General features: G+C 57.1%; 14 protein-coding genes. 9 read left to right on the top strand and 5 right to left on the bottom strand.

All coding sequences use genetic code 11. From position 1 onward, the window contains the following. The 3 genes from HDE79_RS11510 to HDE79_RS11500 all read right to left on the bottom strand — a co-directional run. Positions 1-2315, bottom strand: a 2315-nt coding sequence (locus HDE79_RS11510; protein WP_184602096.1) for an autotransporter-associated beta strand repeat-containing protein, incomplete at its 3' end; no start/stop codon positions are given. Positions 2316-2599: 284 nt separating this feature from the next. Further along, entirely contained in the window at positions 2600-3433 is an 834-nt protein-coding gene (locus HDE79_RS11505) for a DUF1868 domain-containing protein (protein WP_184602095.1), read from the bottom strand. 110 nt (positions 3434-3543) lie between these two features. Further along, the gene (locus HDE79_RS11500) at positions 3544-6114 is read right to left on the bottom strand and encodes a TonB-dependent receptor (protein WP_184602094.1); all 2571 of its coding nucleotides are present in this window, start codon (positions 6112-6114) and stop codon (positions 3544-3546) included. A 182-nt stretch (positions 6115-6296) separates the two neighbouring features. Here HDE79_RS11500 and HDE79_RS11495 point away from each other — a divergent pair, with 182 nt between their 5' ends. After that, entirely contained in the window at positions 6297-7448 is a 1152-nt protein-coding gene (locus tag HDE79_RS11495; RefSeq protein WP_184602093.1) for an ROK family transcriptional regulator, read from the top strand. Between the two features lie 47 nt (positions 7449-7495). On the opposite strand, the gene HDE79_RS11490 is transcribed toward HDE79_RS11495, so the two are convergent. Both HDE79_RS11490 and HDE79_RS11485 read right to left on the bottom strand, forming a co-directional pair. Next, positions 7496-8488, bottom strand: a complete 993-nt coding sequence (locus HDE79_RS11490) for a glycoside hydrolase family 68 protein (protein ID WP_184602092.1) — start codon at positions 8486-8488, stop codon at positions 7496-7498. Between the two features lie 127 nt (positions 8489-8615). Then, on the bottom strand, positions 8616-8954 hold the full coding sequence (locus HDE79_RS11485) for a hypothetical protein (protein ID WP_221440133.1): 339 nt from the start codon (positions 8952-8954) through the stop codon (positions 8616-8618). Between HDE79_RS11485 and HDE79_RS11480 the strand changes: the two genes are divergently transcribed. The 8 genes from HDE79_RS11480 to HDE79_RS11445 all read left to right on the top strand — a co-directional run bounded on the left by HDE79_RS11480 (position 8856) and on the right by HDE79_RS11445 (position 19020). Next, complete coding sequence (locus HDE79_RS11480) at positions 8856-9566, top strand: DUF1868 domain-containing protein (protein ID WP_184602091.1); 711 nt, start codon at positions 8856-8858, stop codon at positions 9564-9566. The two genes, HDE79_RS11485 and HDE79_RS11480, sit on opposite strands and share 99 nt — an antisense overlap. After that, positions 9563-10900 carry an extracellular solute-binding protein gene (locus tag HDE79_RS11475; RefSeq protein WP_184602090.1) on the top strand — a complete coding sequence of 446 codons (1338 nt, stop codon included), beginning with the start codon at positions 9563-9565 and terminating at the stop codon, positions 10898-10900. The genes HDE79_RS11480 and HDE79_RS11475 overlap by 4 nt, the downstream gene beginning before the upstream one ends. Positions 10901-10935: 35 nt before the next feature. Then, positions 10936-11784 carry an ABC transporter permease subunit gene (locus HDE79_RS11470; RefSeq protein ID WP_221440121.1) on the top strand — a complete coding sequence of 283 codons (849 nt, stop codon included), beginning with the start codon at positions 10936-10938 and terminating at the stop codon, positions 11782-11784. Positions 11785-11786: 2 nt separating this feature from the next. Continuing rightward, positions 11787-12677: an ABC transporter permease subunit gene (locus tag HDE79_RS11465; protein ID WP_184602088.1), complete on the top strand. Its 891-nt coding sequence runs from the start codon at positions 11787-11789 to the stop codon at positions 12675-12677. After that, positions 12569-13780 (top strand): sn-glycerol-3-phosphate ABC transporter ATP-binding protein UgpC, encoded by a 1212-nt coding sequence (ugpC, locus tag HDE79_RS11460; RefSeq protein WP_221440120.1) that lies wholly within the window; start codon positions 12569-12571, stop codon positions 13778-13780. Before HDE79_RS11465 ends, ugpC begins: the two co-directional genes overlap by 109 nt. Next, positions 13777-14598 (top strand): inositol monophosphatase family protein, encoded by an 822-nt coding sequence (locus HDE79_RS11455; RefSeq protein ID WP_221440119.1) that lies wholly within the window; start codon positions 13777-13779, stop codon positions 14596-14598. Before ugpC ends, HDE79_RS11455 begins: the two co-directional genes overlap by 4 nt. Further along, positions 14595-15761, top strand: coding sequence for an ROK family transcriptional regulator (locus HDE79_RS11450; RefSeq protein WP_184602086.1), 1167 nt, complete (start codon positions 14595-14597; stop codon positions 15759-15761). Before HDE79_RS11455 ends, HDE79_RS11450 begins: the two co-directional genes overlap by 4 nt. A 214-nt stretch (positions 15762-15975) precedes the next feature. Then, on the top strand, positions 15976-19020 hold the full coding sequence (locus HDE79_RS11445; protein WP_184602085.1) for a pectinesterase family protein: 3045 nt from the start codon (positions 15976-15978) through the stop codon (positions 19018-19020). Positions 19021-19095 lie beyond the last annotated feature (75 nt).

Below are 19095 nucleotides of genomic sequence, written 5' to 3'. Positions count from 1 at the left end.
GTGGCCGACATCACTTTCGCGGCGGCGGCCGCATCGCCGATCAGCAGGTTGCCAAAGACGTTGATGCCGCCCACCTGGCCGGTACCTGACAGTGTTGTGCCCGCATCGACCTGCACGTCGCTGGTGATCGCGCCGTCCACCTGCAAATCACCGGACGCGACCTCGGTGGCGCCGGCGTAGGTATCGACGGCGGTCAATGCCGTGGTGCCGCTACCGGCTTGCAACAGACCGCCACTGCCGGAAATCACGCCGCTGAAGATGGCGTTATCGGAGCGATCGAAAGCGAGAGTGCCTTGATCCACGATATCGCCCAGCACGCTACCGCTGCTGCTGCCCGTACCTAGCTGCAGCATGCCGCCACTGATCGTGGTGCCACCGGTGTAGGTATTGGCACCGCTCAACACCAGCGTGCCAATGCCGATCTTGGTCAGGCTACCGCCGATGCCGCCGCCGATGCCGCCATCCGTGATGGCGCCAGCAAACACCGTGGAGTCCGCCGTGCCCACGGTCAGGGCATGACTGCCCAAAGCAATGACACTACCGGCGGCGCCGCTGAGATCCTGCAACGTCTCCGCACCCGCCTGGGAGATATCCAGCGTGGCACCGGCACCGGTCAGGGCGACACCGCTGCTGGAGGCGATACTGCCGGCGACGCCACTGCTGTTAGTGCCCAGATACAGCGTGCTGCCGGTGCCGATCGTGGTCGCGCCGGTGTACGTGGTGTTTTCCAGCAAGGTCAGCGGCAGTGCGCCGATCTGAGTCAGGCCGCCACTACCACTGATGTTCGAGAGCGACACGGCGGTAATGCCATCTTGCGCGCCGACGACGTTGTCGACGAGCAGTGTACCGTTGTCGGTGATGCGATCCGTGCTCAGTCCATCGGAGCTCTCGGCCGTCAGCAAACTGCTGTCGCCGCGCGAGCTGGAAAAATAACCGAGCTGACCTGGCGTGCCGGTGGAGTTGCCGACCGTACCATCACCCAGCTGCAGGATCGTGCCAGCATCAATCTGAGTCAGACCGTTGTAATCCCCCGGCTGAGTAAAGATGACATGGTTGGCATTGCTGGCGTTGCCGGTAATCACCACCGATCCGATACCGGGGGTGGACGTCGAGTCGTGATAGATCCCGCCGCCGATCGGCGTATCCAGGGTGACCGTGCCGTCGTAGTCGAAAGCGAGAATGCCGCCGTTGTGCAGATTGATGTAGCTGGTGTATTCGTTGCCAGGCAGGAAGATTTTGTCGGTGGTGCCATCGCCGAACTGGACCATGCCGCCTTCGATATTGAAGCCGCGCGTGCTGGCACTGCCGCGGATGATGGTGTAATTCAGGCTCGAATTAGACAGCGATGGATCGGTTTTCGCGTTTACTCCGCTATCGGTGTAACTGTAGACACCCGACAATACGATCAATCCACCATTACCGTCGATGTTGATATCGTTGCCGTAATGATTCTGCCATACGTTCTGAGACACCGACATGACACCGGGATTGCCAGACCCGTCGTTGATTGGCGTGTTCAGAATGAACGAGCCGTTGTTGAAAACGAACGACGAATCGGGGATAGCACCGTAAGTGTGATCGGTCCCCAAAAATAGCGTCTGGTTGTTTTCGATGATGGTCGCACCGGTATAGGTGCTTACGTTGGCAAGATAGGGCGAACCGGTTATCAGGTGCAGCGAACCGCTACCGCTGATGCTGCCGAGCGAAAACGCAGAACCATCGTTCGCGGCATTGATGGCGAGGGTGCCGTTGTCTTCGATATTGGCGTAGACACCCAGCGAACCCGTTACGCCGCCACCGCCCAGTTGCAAGGTGGCGCCGCTGTTGATGAAAACCTCTGGCGAATTGGGATTGACGAGGTTGTAGATCCAGCCACGAAACGGAGCCCCCGCAATGCCGTCGTAAATTTCGGAATTATCGTTGTAGTAACCCTTTGCTGCCGTGGTCTCCGTAGGGTTGGGCACGGTGAACGTATTGGTGCCGGTAAACACCAAGGTGTTGCTGGCGCCATTGACGGTCAGCGTGCCGGTGCCCGATAGAACGCCGCTATACGTGGTGGTCCCGCTCGGCAAGGCGACAGAATAGGCAGGTCCCTGAAGAACGATATTGTCGGTTCCCGCATCGGCTTGTAAAAGCGCCGTAATGTCGCCGCCGGAGCTGGGTGCGTTGACTGTCGTCTGGGCAAACGCGTCGACGCTGGTAGCAGCCAAGGCGATGCCGAGCATCGCTGCAAGTCGCTTTCTGACTGGCTCGCCATGGCCGGACTTTTCTCTCAACCGCCGACCGTCATAGCCGCCACCGACAATGTGCTTCATCTACTCGTCCCCTGACCTAGATTTCTCGATAAAGATGTCAGGGGAGTCCTGCGACAAGCCAAGGCATCAAGAGTCCCGAACTTCGGTTCGGAGCCTCTGACCTTTGCTCTTATCCAGCGATTGCTTGCGATGTCCCCCACATCGATCTGGCGCATCCTGCGATGCCGAAAGATCACCTACAATTATGAAATCGCGTACGACGATTCATGTTTTCCAAATTTGCGATGCTCTCGTCAATTCCAGCCAGCTAAAGTCGGGTTTCTCCTGCAATGACGTCGGCCGCTTTAGACGTTCTTCAGAGCAAACTGTGTTTGATAGGCAAGCATGTCCTGGAACACGCAATACTCCGGCGAACCTAATTCAATGACAGGCAGCTTTTTGTTGAGTCTATGCAACATCTTCACGTAGGAGGATCGATAGCTCGCCTCCGCAGCCGGCGAAAACAAACGCACGTAATACGCGAAGCTTGTGTGGAATCGGTAGTCATCATGATTGGCATGCCGGATGCCCGTTGCCAGGGAAATTGCGTCGCGTAATTTCCGCAGTCGGCGGTTTTCCGCTGCATCGACTGGTTTCAGCAACACGCCGGCCGGGATATTCTCTACTTCATCCATATCCACCACCATGCGAATGGGCGCAGCGATGCCTGCGCTCATATGCTGCAAGCGGTCAGCCACGTCGCGATTGCATTCGTCCATGCTTGCATTCAACGGCAGCATCTGCGGCCAGTCGCCGGGTCTGCGGTTCGCGTTTGTTGCCCCATCGAAAATGGTCGAATGGTATGAACTGGGTGGAAGCCATGCCAGATTTCCGGCACGTGTGTTAGTCCGTAATTCTTCATAGGCCGCGCATAGTTCGTCGAGCGCCGGATTGGATTCGGCAATCGGGCAAATGATGGTATTTCCCGGATAAGGCTGCGCCGCTCCATCGACACTGAATTTTTCGCCCGGCCCGACATCCCGCGGCACAGCTGGCGGAGAGGCCAAACAGTTCATCGCACTTTGACGGTTTTGCGCAGCCCCTACACGACTCCATAACCCGGCCGTCACCACACCCGCATATCCAACCGAATTTCTAACAAGAAAGTTGCGTCGTGCTCGATCCACCATATCCACCATATCCACCATATCCTCGCTACTTTTGGCACTCCCCGAATCCAACGCACCCCAAAACATTCGCTTGGATAGGTGCGCAGGACCTATAACAAACTGTGGGAATAGCCAGCCTGTCAGAATTTGTATTTCACTTGAAAATTGACTTCTCGCCCCTCGATGGAGCGAGCCAGAATGACCCCACCCGTGCTGGCCGTGCCGAGGATGCGGGCATTGCCTTCCGTCAGGCCAATCTGGTTGGTGACGTTAGTTCCCTGCAGCCGGTATTCCCATCGATCGCCCACATCAGCCACCACGCCAAACGCGAGATCGTAGTAGTGACCGAGTGGCTGCAGTTCCTGCTGATCGCTGTAATGGCTACCGATATATTCATAGGTGAGCCATGCAGATAGCGAACCCCAACTGGTAGGTAATGTGTAGGCTGGAGTCAGGCGAGCTTGAAACGTTGGCTGTCGCGCCAACTGATAGCCATCGAAATCATTCTTGGCACTGCATACCAACTGGGTCGTCGTGCCTTGATAGGTATAACAGCCGTTGCTGCCGGTGTAATGCGAATCCTGATAGTCCCCTGACAACGCGATCGAGAAATGCTCAAACGGCTTGATGGTCATATCGAAATTGATGCCCTTCGCCTCGGAGCCGTAGAGGTATGAGACCGTTTCTGTCGTGTCGCCTACGGCGACCAAAAGGCTGTTGGGTACGTCATCGAACAACCGGCGATAAACCGACACGTCGGCATAAATCCAGGTGTCCTGGAACTTGAAGCCTGCCTCCATGTTGTGGACTTTTTCCACCGGCATGCTGGAGAAGCTTATAAAGTCCGTAAAGGCCGGGAAGTGCACGCCATCGTTCAAGCGCACATAGGCGCTCATATTGCTGTTGAACTCGTAGTTGGCGCCGATCGTCCATGAGGGCGCTATCTTGCCTTCGTAAAGGTTATGGCTACCGGCTGCCTGATAGCGCGAGTTGTTGTTGTACAGCGTGTACGGATCATCATCCAGGTCGCCCGTGGCGGTGTTGGCCTGATTGACTTTTACATACTGATATTCGTCGCGAACGCCGGCGTCAAAGAGCCAGTGTCCAGCCTTCCAGCTATCACTTAGAAAGAACGCCGTGTTGAAGCCGGTACCAAGCAAATGGATGGCTGTCGTAGGGCCGCTGGTGAAACCTTGCGGACCAGCAAGCTGCCACGTTTGCGCGCCGTTGCTCAGGTTGACGGCAATAGGCGTTGGATTGCTTTTGGCCTGCAGCAGCATATCGCTGCCTTGAATGGCCAGTTCATTGGAGGTATAGGTAGTAGTGTAATTGCCCAGCGTTAGGGTGTTGCCTTCAAAAAGTTCCTTGCTGACGTGGAACTCATTGCTGACCACATGGAACTGCTGTGATATGTCGCGAAGTTCCTGCGTCACCACATTCTGATTCATGTTAGCTGCACCGCCCGTCGTATACGTTGCGGTAGCCACCAAGCTGGCCGGCAGGTGGTCGGCGGTTTCGGCATGCGCAATGTAAGTGGATAACGGCATCGGGTTGTTGCCGGTGCTAAAGAATGCAAGCACGCTCATCGTGCCACCGTTGAAACCCAACTTGTCGGAAATCGACCAGCCATTGCCAAAATCCCAATCAAAATTGGCGCCGGTAAAGAACACGTCTGGGCCACGGCCGTTGGCCAAATTTACTGACTTGCCGCCCGGTGTGCAGCCCGATGTGTAGCAAGGCGTGGTCTGCAGAAATTCGTATTGATCTGCCCTGCTACCCATCGTGCCCGTTAGCGGACTAAACCCCGGGTAGGCGTCGAACTGACCGCGACTCGGATTGAGAATCGGCGTATCGGTGACGAACTGGTTTTTGTCGTTGAGATAGCGAGCAAAGAACATCAATGAACCGTTATCCCAGTCACGCGTCAGTGTGGCCGTCAACTGACTACCTTTGTCAGCGGTAAATTGCGGATCACGCACGCCATCGGATTGCCGGAAGAAACCACCGACGCTGCCATACCAACCACTGTCCTTGGCGAGCGGAAATCCCACAAAGCCATCGATGCGTTCCATCCCTTCCGAACCCACGGTGAGACCAACATCGCCACGCGGTACATCGGTGCCTTGCTTAAGGATGAAATTGGCAAACAGGCCCGGCTGGGCGCTGCCGTACAACACTGCCGGGCCGCCTTGGACAAGTTCTGCGCGCTCGACGGTATCATCTAGGCGAAGCAGCGAGCCTTGCTCCAGATCGCCCAGTCCGGACATGGGGTAGAACGGTACACCCTGAAGCCCGATGGTGACGTATGGCGAACCACCGCTGCCGGGAAAACCGGCCACCTCGATATTGGCACCGGTCTGGCCACCCGATGATTCCACGTGCACGCCAGGCGAAGCTTTGAGCAGATCGTTGGCACTAGTCACATTGGCCTGACTGATCTGGTCTGCGGTGAGTGTCGTGATCGAGTAACTGGCATCGAGTTTCTTGACGCCACTCAGCGCCGCGTTGCCGGTAACGACGACCTGTTCCAGGCTCTTGGCATTGCTCTGGTTTGCTGTCGAAGTCGACGGGTTCTTATCCTTCGCCGTATTGCTCGGTGAGCTGGTGTTTTCAGGAGCTGCCTCTTGTGCCCAAGCGGGGCTAAGAGCGCTCAAGATGGCCGCTGCAAACAGGGTTCGTCGAAGCAGCGTACGGGTCGCAAGTCTGGTCATGGTTATCCCCAAAAGTCAGAAGCCAAAGCAACGGTGTGAAATTTAGTTACTTTAACTAGCTTATTCTAGTAATTTTTCGGCTTGATGACAGTCATTTTGTGCCAAAAACTTGTCATCTCAGCGCTTCCATGGCAAAAGTAGGAAGATTTAAATACATTATGTAGATAAATATCAGGATGACGATGGACAGTAACCTGGGTTACAACGAGCGGCGGATCCTGGACCTGTTGCGCAGCAACGGGCCGATGTCACGTGCCGGCCTGGCACGTATGACCGCCTTGACCACGCCAAGCCTGACCCGCCTGACTCAGGCGCTCTCGGACAATCAGCTGTTGCTGGAGCTGCACAAGGTGCGCGATGGCCAACGTGGCAAACCGGCACAGCTGATCAAGCTCAATCCGGATGGCGCCTTCGCTGTCGGCATCGCGGTGCAATCGGAATACCTGTCGGCCTGCATCACCGATTTCGAAGGCAATCTGCGTGCGAGCGCTGCGCACAATCTCGCAGAAGCCGACCCGACCGTTGTGGCGAATCTTTCGGCAACCATGCTCGATCGGTTGCTTATCGAGGCCAATGTTCCACGCGATCGTGTGCTTGGTGCCGGTATCTGCATGCCAGGCACCACCATGGGTGAATACGGTACGGGCTTGAAGCTTACGGGCGTGCATTCCTTTCCGGAGGAGTACAGCGCATGGAAGCAACTCGATATTCCCACCCACTTCCAACAGGCGCTGGGGTTTCCTTGCTGGCTGGAAAACAGTTCCAAAGCCGCCGCTTTGGCCGATATGTATTTTGGTGCAGGCCAGCGGCTGCGCAATTTCGCGGCTATCCACATCGCCTACGGCATCGGTGGCGGACTGATCCTGGAGCGCCGTCCTTATCGAGGTACGTTAGGACGTGCTGCCGAATTTGGCGGGCTATATCCGTATGGAGAACCAAGACCCTCTGGCCGCGACTTATTGCTTTTCCTCGCCGACCGGATGACAAAACCACCACAACTCATGCGTGATCTTGCCCAGTCGCATATCCCCGATGGTTTGATCATGGAATGGATTGAGCGAGTGGGACCTTATCTGCTCGACCTTTCGCGCCAATTGAGCGTCATCCTCGATATCGAGGCGATCGTATTGAATGGCCTGCTGCCACTCTCTGTCTTCACACATATCGCGCGTATGTTGCGTGAGCAGTTGCCGCGTGCGATCCCTGAAGGCTTGAGTGTGCCGGAGATTATCGTGTCGCAAAATGCCAAGTCGGGCCTTGAGCTTGGCGCATCAAGTCTTCCCTTGCACTTTATGACTTCCATTACGTCGTACTCGGAGCCCCAAAAGGGATGATCAAAACGATCATCTGCATCGCGCATTGAAATCAACACGCATACAGATCATTTTTTCACGATGCCATAAGCGCTGGCGTCAACCTGCAAGAATCCATCGCCATCCACGACGACGGGCATGGGATCGGTGAGATCGCCAACGAAACGGCCATCCTGATCGTTTTTGAGAAACGCCATGAATTGCAGCGAGCCGTCTTGAGCACACATCACGCGGCCGGCATACAGCCGTCCCAGCGCATCGCCCACCAAAAAATCGCCCGCTGCGAGACGCCATTCACCGAGCGGATGATCGGCGATCAGGTAATGCGTGCCGATCACGGGCGTCGATGCCGAGTCAGGTGTTTGCGTATCGGCACTTGCGGTTGTTCCTGTGCAGAACAGGCAATACCAGCGCCCTTCCAGCTCGAAGATTTGCGGTACTTCCATATGTCCGAATAGGCCGGATCGAAACAACGGCGGACGCAGCGACCAGTGCTGCAAATCCTTCGATACGGCATGAGCGATAACACCGCGGCCGCTGCCCGGCCCAACGGCTTCGCGAGCGGTGAACACCATATGCCAGCCATCACCGTCCGGATCTTCGAAGACCCAGGGATCGCGGCAAGCCTCCTCATACCAAAGTTCACGGTCCAACGTTTCGTAAAGCGTGCCATCGGCTTCGAGCACGGGATTGTCGTGCAAGCGTTCCCATTGATGCAGATCATCCGAAGCCGCCACACCAATCCGTTGAATCACCCCCTCTTCCGCACGACTGGTACCGGTATAGAACATCAGCCACTTGCCCTGCGGCGAGCGCACGACCGAACCGGTCCACGTGGTGTAGTCATCCCAGGCCGACATCAGCGCGGGACGTAGCGCCGTGCCGACCTCGGTCCAATGCAGCAAATCCTCCGACACGGCATGACCGATCGACACATGCCAATGGCGTTGATTGGGATCGTCTAGCGACTTGGGCGCCTGCAGGAAAAAAAGGTGTGTCCGTGCGCCCTCCTGGACCATCCAGAAATCCCAAACCCAACGGTCCTCCAGACGGAAAGCCATGTCGTTCGCTCGCAAGAAGTCAGCGCCGGTTGCGCCGAAAAATACTACTCATAAAGTTAGTTAATTGCACGCAAACTGACTTATTTAGATCTCGATAACATGCCTTCGCACGCGGACGATTCCTTACCTACGGCAAATTTTCCCATTTATACAGGTCTTTTTGGAGACAGAACGACGTCAAATTGAGACTATTAGCTTGAGCGAGAGATTGTAAAAAATATGACACACAATGAGTGATAATCTCTGCAGCATCGATTTCTACACCGGCGGCCGCGCGAAACAGCTCGCGCATGATCGGCCGAAGGACGCCTTCTCCATCGGCCGCATTTTGACGTACGCGCCGCATTCGCTTTGAGGTTTTCTGAAAATGCTTGACAAGCTCCATCAGCCGCTTAGCCACCTCAATCTCAAGTTCGATGCGCATGGCAACGTGCTGCGCCATCCAGGCAATACGCTTATTTGCCACGTCCCGTTGTTCACACCGTTATCGGATGGCTTGGTCGAGGTGCGCGATCGGATCAAGGCCGGCCCGTTCGCCGATTGTGTGACCATGCTGCCGCCGGAGAGCTATCACATGACGGTGTTCGAAGGCGTGGTGGATCAGCCTCGATCGAGGGAGCAATGGCCAATCGAGTTGCCGCTGAATACCACTCTGGCCGAATGTACGCGCTTCATGGCGAGGCGATTGCGCGCCTTTGACCTTGGCGGCGAGCCATTTTTTCGCATGCGGATCGCCGAGGCTGCCGAGCAGAGAGGTATCGGCATGGTGACGCTGGTCCCAACTGATGCCGAGGAGGTACGCAAGATTCGTGACTTACGCGATCGCCTGTCGAAGTGCTTGGGTATCCACAGTCCTAACCATGATCATTATGTGTTTCATATAACGCTTTCCTATCTCATCAAACCGATGAGCCTGGAGGCGGTGAAGCAGGCTCTGGATTTCAACAGCACGCTTTATAGCGAGCTAGCAGAACACATCGGCACCATCACGCTGGGCGCGCCGGAGTTCTGTACGTTCAACGATATGCACTGCTTCGACAATCAGTTTTTGCTGCTGCGTCAGGAGCACCCCGCATGAAGTCCAGCGCTGGCGCACGCATCCTCGCTTGGGTGCTGTCGGCTTTAGTAGCCGCAGCCCCGGCGGCGACGTGTGCTGCAGCGGATTTTGACTTCTGGTATGCGCACGGCGGGATTTACGCGCAAGCCATCGAATCGATGTGCGCGAACTTCAATGCGGCATCACTGCAGGATCATGTTCACTGTTTCCCGCAAGGCACCTACGAACAGACCTTGCGCAAGACGGTGGCTGCCTATCGGGCCGGTCGCCAGCCAGCGCTCGTTGAAATCTACGATATCGGTAGCGCCGACATGCTGCTGAGTGGCGCCGTTTATCCGGTCGACACGCTGATGCAAGCCATGGGTCACCCCATCGATGCATCGGATTACCTCAAGGGTATTCGGCGGTTTTATGCAACAGAGAATGGACGTCTGCTCTCGCAGCCGTTCAGTGCATCGACGCTAGTGCTTTATGCCAATCGGCAAAAATTGACGGCAGTCGGTGTGGACCACCTCCCGCAAACTTGGGAAGCTTTCGAAGCGGCGATGGAAGCACTACACGCGCACGGAAAAAGTTGTCCTGCTGTGTCCGACTACACGCCATGGAAGATGCTTGAACAAATCAATGCCGTGCAGGGAGCGCCCATCGCAAGCGCCAATAACGGTCATGAAGGGCTTCAAGCACGTTATGAGTTTGCCGACGGCGTGCATCGGCGTTTCATGAATGACGTAGCCCGCTGGTACTCACGAGGGCTGCTCGTACCCGCGATCATGACGCGCGCCAACGACCAGACCTTGGCGTTTGCCGACGGCGAATGTGCGATGTCGGTCGATGCGACGGGTGCCTATGCCATCGTGAAAAAAGCGGGACTAGTCGATGCCGAAGTTGGCCTGCTTCCTGTCTACGCAGGTACCAAGCGTTACGGCACCACGATCGGCGGCTCATCGCTGTGGGTACTCAAAGGACAGAGTGCTTCTGTCTATCCGGCTGTAGCCAGGTTCCTCGCTTATTTACATGACCCTCGACAGCAACTCATGTTCGCTCGGCGCACGGGTTATCTGCCGCTGACCCACCAAGCAGAAGAAGTCCTTACCATCGCACCGGACGCAGAGCCCGATGCGATCCGTGTGGGACTCGCTTCCTTGGAACTGCCAGACAACGACTATAACGCCGGCATACGATTGGGTTTCACGTCCCTGTTCCGACTGATCTGGCAGGACGAGGTGCAGCGTGCTCTGGGCGGCAAAGAAACCATGGATGCTGCGCTGGAAAATGCCCAGGCACACGGCAATCGCCTGCTTGAACGTTTCCAGGCGACTTATATGGCTGCGCCGCAAGCAGAGGCTGGGCCATGAAGTCCAGTGCACGCTTCCATGGCCATTGGATCCCCTTGGCACTGGGTTTGCCACAACTCGCGCTGATCACCTTGTTCTTCTATTGGCCAACACTCAAAGCGTTCTGGTGGTCGTTGCACCTCGTGTGCCCCTTTGGCAACTGCTCGACGTTCGTTGGCCTGGGCAACTACACACGCGAACTCACAGACAGCAGTTTCTATGCGGCACTACGCACCACAGCCCTCTTCGCCGCGTTTGGCGTCAGCCTGTCCATAGTCGTTGCACTGTTCTTAGCTGCCATGGTGGAGCTACACCGTCGCACCGGCGGATTATTCCGCTACCTGCTTATCTGGCCTTATGCAGTGGCGGGCTCTGTATTGGGCGTCATTCTCAAAGTCGCCGCCAGTCCCAGCATCGGACCGCTGGGCTATCTCAATACGTTATGGCCTGGCTTCTGGCAGCCCTATCTCAACGGAACACAGTCCATGCTGATGGTCGTGTTCGCTTTTGCCTGGACGCAGATACCGTTCAACTTCATCGTTTTCGTGGCCGCGCTGCGAGCAATTCCTGCAGAGTATCTAGCCGCTGCCGCGATCGATGGCGCTGGGCCTGTACGCCGCTTTATCGATATCCAGTTGCCGATGCTCAAGCCGCAACTGTTCTTCCTGGCCACCATCAACCTGATCGAATCCTTCACCAACAGTTTCGCGATCGTCGACACGATGACGCAAGGCGGTCCCGGGGGGGCGACGAACATCTTGGCCTATAAGATTTACACGGATGGCTTCATTGGTCTGGATCTCTCGGGCTCTTCCGCCTTGTCGATGATGCTTATGCTGCTGGTGTTCGCGGCATGCTTCGTCCAGTTCTTTGTTTTCGAACGCCGCGCACGGCAGGATGGCTGAGCATGGTCGAACGTCACCCGCTATTGAAAACCACCATCTTGATCTTGCTGGTTGTGGGTTTGGTCTTTGCACTGGGCCCCATCTATCTCGCGTTGTGTTCGGCTTCGGTAACGAGCCGGCAGATTCTTGTTCATGGATTGGCTTTGCTGCCAGGCCGCCATCTCTGGGAAAACCTGCGTATCGTCCTGCGCGATGCGCACATCGGGACTATGCTTTTCAACAGCTGCGTGGTGTCGCTGATCGTCGTAACCGGCAAATTGGCATTGGCCTCTACCAGTGCTTTCGCCGCGGTGTATTTCCGCTCACGCATTCGGCATGTGGTGTTCTGGGGCACATTCGTCACACTGTTGTTACCGTTGGAAGTGCGCATCGTGCCGACTTACGCGGTGGCATCCGATCTGTTCGAGCCGCTTCGCAGGCTGATCGCTGCCGTTACCGGACTACATCTGTCGGTGTCGATAAATCTGCTCGACAGTTACGCGGGCCTCTCCTTGCCATTGATGGCCTCGGCTACCGGCACCTTCTTGTTCCGCCAGTTCTACCTCACCGTGCCGACCGAACTGTCGGAGGCTGCACGGATGGACGGTGCGGGCCCGATTCGCTTCTTCATCGACATCCTGTTACCGCTGTCCAAGGCCAATTTCGCAGCCCTTGGCACCATCGTTTTTCTTGGCACCTGGAAGGACTATATGTGGCCTCTCGTTGCGACCAGCCGGCCTGACATGCGCACCATTTCGCTGGGCATTGCCACGTTTCTGCCGACCGAGACCGGCCAGCCGCCGGAATGGAATCTGGTCATGGCGGCGGCGTTGATTGCACTTGCGCCGCCGCTGTTCGTGATGGGGGTGACGCAACGCTGGTTTGTACGCGGCGTGACGGGGATAGGCAAATGAGTGCTGCAGCGATTCGCGTCCAAGGGCTATCGAAGCGCTTTGGCAGCCGTCTGGTCATGAACGACCTCGACATTGATTTTGCTGCGGGGCAATTCACCGTTGTGCTGGGGCCTTCCGGTTGCGGCAAATCCACGCTGCTGCGGTCGATTGCTGGTCTGGAAGAGACCGATCGCGGCACGGTGCATATCGGCGGCGCCGACGTCACCCACATCCCGCCCCAGCACCGTGGTTGCGCGATGGTGTTTCAGAATTACGCGCTGTATCCGCACATGAGCGTGAGCGACAACATCGGCTATGCCCTCAAACTGGCCGGGCTGGATCGTAAAGAACGCGAGCGCCGCATCAGCGAGGCTGCCGAACTATTGGGACTTGGCGCGCTTCTGGATCGTCGCCCCGCTCAGCTCTCTGGCGGCCAACGCCAGCGGGTAGCTATCGGCCGTGCCATCGCGCGACGACAGCGTGTGCTGCTGTTTGACGAGCCGTTATCGAACCTCGATGCCAAATTGCGTCAAGAGATGCGCATCGAGCTACGCCGCCTGCATGATGAGATTGGTGCGACGACCATCTTCGTTACCCACGACCAGACCGAGGCGATGACATTGGCCGACCATATCGTGCTGCTGAATAACGGACTCGTCGAACAAGCGGGCACACCGATGGCGCTTTACCACCAGCCACGCACGACCTTTGTCGCTGGTTTCATTGGAACGCCCCCGATGAATCTGCTGACCGCGCGCCATGAAGGCCACGACATAGTCGTCGACGGCGGCGGCTGTTTCCCTGCCGCCATCAAGGCGAATTCATCGGCAGCCGTGATGATCGGTATCCGACCGGAAGCCATCGATCTCGATGATCCACGCGGCATGGCGGCCGTCGTAGAGGCAGCCGAAGACTTGGGGAGTCATCGGGTCATCTATGCTCGTATCGGACAGCAGCGTGTCCTGGTTACCTACAGCGGTACGCGCACTTATGTCCGGGGTGAAACACTCCGCCTGAGCTTTTCATCACAGGCCATCTGCTGTTTCGACGCTATCAGTGGCGAACGCATCGAACCATACAGCACCCGACCCGCTTCTTTTTTGGCAGAAGGATGTCAACCTTGATTGATTTATATGCGCGTCTGCAGGCTGCCATTACCCTTGTCGAGAAAGGCGGCGATATTGCTCGCCGCTATTTTTCCGAACGTGAACAACTGACAACCACGTACAAAGGATTGATGGACTTCGCAAGCGACGCTGACACTACTGTCGAGCGATTTGTGCGCGATGAAATTGACACGCACTTTCCAGGTGAGGCAGTGGTCGGCGAGGAACTGGGCGGTGAACTGTGTGCGCATGCCTGGGTTGTCGATCCGATCGACGGCACCGGTAATTTTCTCCGCGGCTCACCGCTATGGGGCGTCGCAGTGGCCTACATAGCCGACACCGTTCCGGTGATCGGAGCGATTCGTTATCCGGCTTTGGACATGACCGTCGCCGCCGGCGCAGGCCTGGGCTTTTTCCTCAATGGCGTGCAGATAGAGCGCAAGGTTCCGTTTCCCGATGTCCGCATCGCCGCCATCGGTACCAATCCAATGTGGGCAACCACACAATCCGCGGCGCTTGAGGCCGAACTCAAACGCCGTCGCTGGTCCGTCACAGGCTATCGCTGCGCCACTATTGGTATGGGGTTTGCGGCACTAGGGCATGTCGATGGTTATTTCGAGGACTACACCAATCTCTGGGACGTTGCGGCAGGCATGGTGTTGTGTCGCGAGGCAGGTCTTATTGTCGATGCGGACTACACCACCCGCCGTCGCGGTGTGCGTATTGCTGTGGGTACCGAGCCGCTAATGCGTGTAGCCGGACCTCTGTGGTCGAAATTGAGCGGCGAATGTTGCGATGGTCACGCCTATATGTCCAAGAGTGAAGCAAATCCATGAACGCGAAAAGGGGGGGAAAGACGGCCTCACTATCAAAGCCTGCCGTGCCGAAAAAAAACGACGGTCTTTTGCTATCTCCTAGCGAGCGATTGATCCTCAATATCGTCCGCCGCCATGGCACGATGGCGCGAGCAGCCATCGCCGCCGAAACCGATATGGTGCAGCAATCGGTGCATCGCCTGGTCGAGCAGTTGACAGCGCGCGGGCTGCTGCGCGCAGGTGCCACCATCCGCAATGGTCGTGGCCAGCCTAGTCCGCGCATCGAGCTGGTGCGTGAAGCGGCATATACCGCCGGCATCTCCATCAACACCGATTCCATCACGCTGTGCCTGGCTGACCTGAGCTGCCACATCCTGGAAGAAGTACATATCCGGACCCCGCCCACGCACCGTAACGCATCGCTGACGGCCATCGGCGACGCACTGGAGCGCATCCTCGCGCGCAATGGCGTATCGCGCGAAAAACTGATCGGTGTCGGCGTGGCGATCGGTGGATTTTTCGTCGCCGGGCGACGTCAGATGAACGCGCCCGAGCCCTTGCAGGATTGGTCGCTGATCGATCTGGTGCCGATCCTGGAGGAGGCGTTGCATTTGCCAGTTTGGCTCGAAAACAATGCGACCACGGCAGCGATTGGCGAGAGCCTGCTCGGCGCCGGACTGTGGGCGCAGAACTTCGCCTATCTCTCTTTCAACTATGGCTTCGGTGCCGGCATGGTCGTCGGCGGCAAGCCGCTGTTCGGCACGCATGGCAATGCGGGTGAACTCACCTTGTTCACACCGGAGGAAGCCGCGCATCGACCCACGCTGAGTTCGCTGATGACCGAATTGCGCGCCAACGGTATCGCGATCGACTCAGTGGAAGATTTGCGCCAGCGTTTCGATCCGACATGGCCGGGTGTGGAAAGCTGGATTCAACGCACACTGCCGGCGCTGAATCGCACTGTCAACGCCATGACCGGCTTGTTCGATCCGGAAGCCATCGTGTTCGGCGGGCAATTACCGCTGCCGCTGGGGCGCCTGTTGATCGAGCGCGTGCGATTCGTCGATATCCATCGCTACGGCGTGGGCCCGGATCGGCCCAAGCTGGTATTGACTGAAACCAATGGCGATACCTCGGCCATCGGCGCCGCTCTTCTACCTCTGAAGGAGCGATTGTTCGAATAAACCAAACCACGTTTTTCCTGCACTAAGCACAAGCACGTACTCGAACTACGTCTGCCATTGGGGCAGACGGGCCGCCCAAGAACACTAAGACAGGGATTTCCGACGTTATTGAACTTCGACGCTTTGCGCCGATGCAGGTTTCTGCATGCTTTTTTTCATCCATGCCTGATAGCAATCCCACCCAAGTACCCCACTACTGACTGGAGTCTTTACCGTGAAGCACTTGTTCAAACGTAAACGCAGTTCGCTATTGATAGCGCAGACTCTAGCCGTTATGGCAGCGAGCCTGGCGATTCCCGCGCATGCCCAGTATTACAACGTGATTGACAGCAATACCCGGACGACCCTCATCGGCCTTCTGCAATTTCGTTTGCCAGGCGGTGCAAACAACCTCTCGGCCTACGACAAAGCTCCGGTGATTGTGGCCGCGCATCGGGGCGTGGTGGACGAGAATCATCCAGAAAATACCGTCGAGTCCGCAGTCAATACCATGAACTACGGCATTGAAAGTCTCGAACTGGACGTTTACGAAAGCAGCGACCATGTGCCCTACCTGATGCACGATAAAACTCTGCAGCGCATGGTCAATCGTCCGGAATACTCGGACATTTATCGCTGGGCACGGGAAGGCGGCGCCGCTGACTTGGAAACGCCCTCATGGTCCGACATTACCACCTCGCGGATGTGTACCGGCGCGGACGGCTACGGCAAGACCGACGCTCATCCCTTCTGTTACGACAGCAGCACGGCTGCCATGTTTCCCGACTCGCTCGAGGACGCTTTCCAGGCACTGTACAACGACAGCTACGAGGGCCTGGTATTCCTTGATCTACGCGAATACCAAAACGTGAGGGATGTGGCGGCACAAGTCGCCCGTGATGTGGCCGCTGGCAATCAATACGGTTTATGGGTGGCCAGGCATGTCGTACTCAAGTTCCAGACGGTGCTGTTCAACGGGCCGGAAGACTTCTATCAAAAGACCGCTAATTACTACCAGACAAGTTATGGCGGCACGCTGACGGAATCGAGCCTTGCCCAGTTGTATGTGATGCCGGTCTATACATCCAATGTAGCGGCGAACCAGGACGGCGGCGGTGCCAACGATTGGGCCATAAACGATTACAGCAACTGGATCAATTGGAATGAGGGCAACAACAACGTGTTGTCGCCAGAAGCCAGCCTCAAAGCCATCGGCAGCAGCCTTAACCATGGTCAAGACGATATGTTTACGATCCTATGGCAGGCTGGTCGGAATATCGGTGCCTACATTCCCGAATCGCTATGCACGGTGGCCCAACCGAGCGCGAGCAACGCCAACCTCAGCGGTAGCGAGGGCACCTATTGGGAGGGCGGCTTCTGCGGTCCTGTCGTACCTCCGATGAACGCCAACGAATGCGGCAATGCCAGTACGACGGAGTTCAACCGCGGGGGTATTGGTTGCACTGACCATCGTCCGTTCACCGAGTTCTGGCACGATTACGCCAACTTCGGTTTCATCATCACTGACCGTGCGGAAGCAGCGGTGCAGTACCTCTCGGGGTTTCCTGGCCAGCGTCCCAGTAACGCAAATACAAGCTGCACAGGCTCCACCACTGGCTCTTGCAACGAGGTCATCCACCTCCAGCAGCCTGCGCTGGTGGTCGCCGCCGACGGCAGTGGCAGCTATACCACCATCAATGCCGCGCTGGCTGCCATGCCTGCCACTGGCGGCATGATCCAGATCCGTCCCGGTACGTATCACGAAAAGGTCAACATTACCCAACCCAACGTGGAGCTGGTAGGTACAGGCAGCGATGCTTCCCAGGTGGTGATCACCAACGACGACTACTCAGGCAAGGTCGATGCCCTTGGCAATACACTGACCACCAGCACCAGCTACACCGTCAAAGCCAGCGGCGCCAATTTCTACGCCAGTAACCTGACCATCCAGAACACCGCCGACTACGAGTCACCCAATTTCCAGAACAATGGACAGGCCGTAGCCTTGTTCTCGCTGGGCGATCGCGCCGTGTTCCGCGCGGTGCTGCTGCTGGGTGGCCAGGACACGCTCTATCTCGGTAACGACAGCCGCGCCTACTTCAATAACAGCTATATCGAAGGCTACGTCGACTACATCTTCGGTAATGGCAAGGTGGTGTTCGACAACTGCCTGATCAAGACCAAGGTGCATGGCGACCTTAACGGCGAAGCGACCATCACTGCGCAGAACCGTGCGAGCGCGAGCGAAGACAGTGGTTTCGTGTTCACCAACTCGCAACTGCTGTTCGACAGCCCGTACATGACCAATGTCTGGTTGGGTCGTCCATGGGGAGCCTACGCCACCACTTACTTCCTCAATACCAAGATGGGTCCGGAAGTTGTAAAGCAAGGCTGGATCGAATTCATTCCGCTACCGGTTTCGCAAGGCGGTACCAACAACCTGCCCACCTCGACGTATCGCGAGTACGACTCGTATTACCCCGGCGCCAACAGCACCTGGACGACCTTCGATCTCAGCCAACGCGAAAGCACCTCGCCGCAGAGCAATGTGCCGCTCACTTCGTCGCAAGCCGCGGCACTGGCGCCCAACGTCTATCTGGCCGGTAGCGATAGCTGGACACCGATCTCCGTCACTTACGGCGGCAATACCAACCAGACACTGCCCGTTCCCACGCCCGCCGTCGGCGTACCCAACGCCCCGATCATCACGGCCACCACCGGCGGCAACGGCAATATCCAGGTGACCTGGGCCGGTCAGCCCGCCAACCCGGTCGAGCAGGGCTACACGCTCACCGCCACGCAGGACGGCAACACGTTCGGGCCGGTCAGCCTGCCACCCTCCGCTTCCACCAGCTATATCGATGGTCTGGCTAACGGCGTACCGGCGAAAATTACGGTGATGGAGTTCAACGCGCAGGGCAGTAGCGGCCCGTCGATTTCGAGTTCAGTGACACCGGTATCCCACGATCCGAGCGCACCAACCGACGTCCAGGTAACGCCAACTTCCAACTCGGCGACAGTGAATTTCAGCATCAAGGACCAAGGCATCCAGCCCGTATTCGGCGGTACGGTTGCTCATGCTGGCGTCTATGGCGCGCTGTATGCGAGCCAGGCCGATGCCTATGCCGGCAATGCGATCGCCGGTACCAACCAAGGGTTCACCACCAGCAGTTGGACCGTAACCAACTTGCAGCCCAACACTACGTACTGGTTATCGCTACAGGCCTATAACGGCTATTGGAGTCCGATAATGATCACGTCGTTTACCACTAATCAATAAAGCACTAACAGTCACGTAGACGTTCTCCGCATACAACCTGATCCAACTCGGCTCCTATCACTAAATGATAGGAGC

It is taken from the genome of Rhodanobacter sp. MP1X3, from assembly GCF_014207165.1.
Taxonomy (GTDB): domain Bacteria; phylum Pseudomonadota; class Gammaproteobacteria; order Xanthomonadales; family Rhodanobacteraceae; genus Rhodanobacter.
Note: the sequence above shows the minus strand (reverse complement) of the source record. Positions and strands in the feature narration are given on the sequence as shown.

Coding starts and splice junctions, on each gene's coding strand:
- HDE79_RS11505 (WP_184602095.1), bottom strand. CDS start 3,433: ATGGTGGATATGGTGGATCGAGCACGACGCAACTTTCTTGTTAGAAAT.
- HDE79_RS11500 (WP_184602094.1), bottom strand. CDS start 6,114: ATGACCAGACTTGCGACCCGTACGCTGCTTCGACGAACCCTGTTTGCA.
- HDE79_RS11495 (WP_184602093.1), top strand. CDS start 6,297: ATGGACAGTAACCTGGGTTACAACGAGCGGCGGATCCTGGACCTGTTG.
- HDE79_RS11490 (WP_184602092.1), bottom strand. CDS start 8,488: ATGGCTTTCCGTCTGGAGGACCGTTGGGTTTGGGATTTCTGGATGGTC.
- HDE79_RS11480 (WP_184602091.1), top strand. CDS start 8,856: ATGCTTGACAAGCTCCATCAGCCGCTTAGCCACCTCAATCTCAAGTTC.
- HDE79_RS11475 (WP_184602090.1), top strand. CDS start 9,563: ATGAAGTCCAGCGCTGGCGCACGCATCCTCGCTTGGGTGCTGTCGGCT.
- HDE79_RS11465 (WP_184602088.1), top strand. CDS start 11,787: ATGGTCGAACGTCACCCGCTATTGAAAACCACCATCTTGATCTTGCTG.
- ugpC (WP_221440120.1), top strand. CDS start 12,569: ATGGAATCTGGTCATGGCGGCGGCGTTGATTGCACTTGCGCCGCCGCT.
- HDE79_RS11450 (WP_184602086.1), top strand. CDS start 14,595: ATGAACGCGAAAAGGGGGGGAAAGACGGCCTCACTATCAAAGCCTGCC.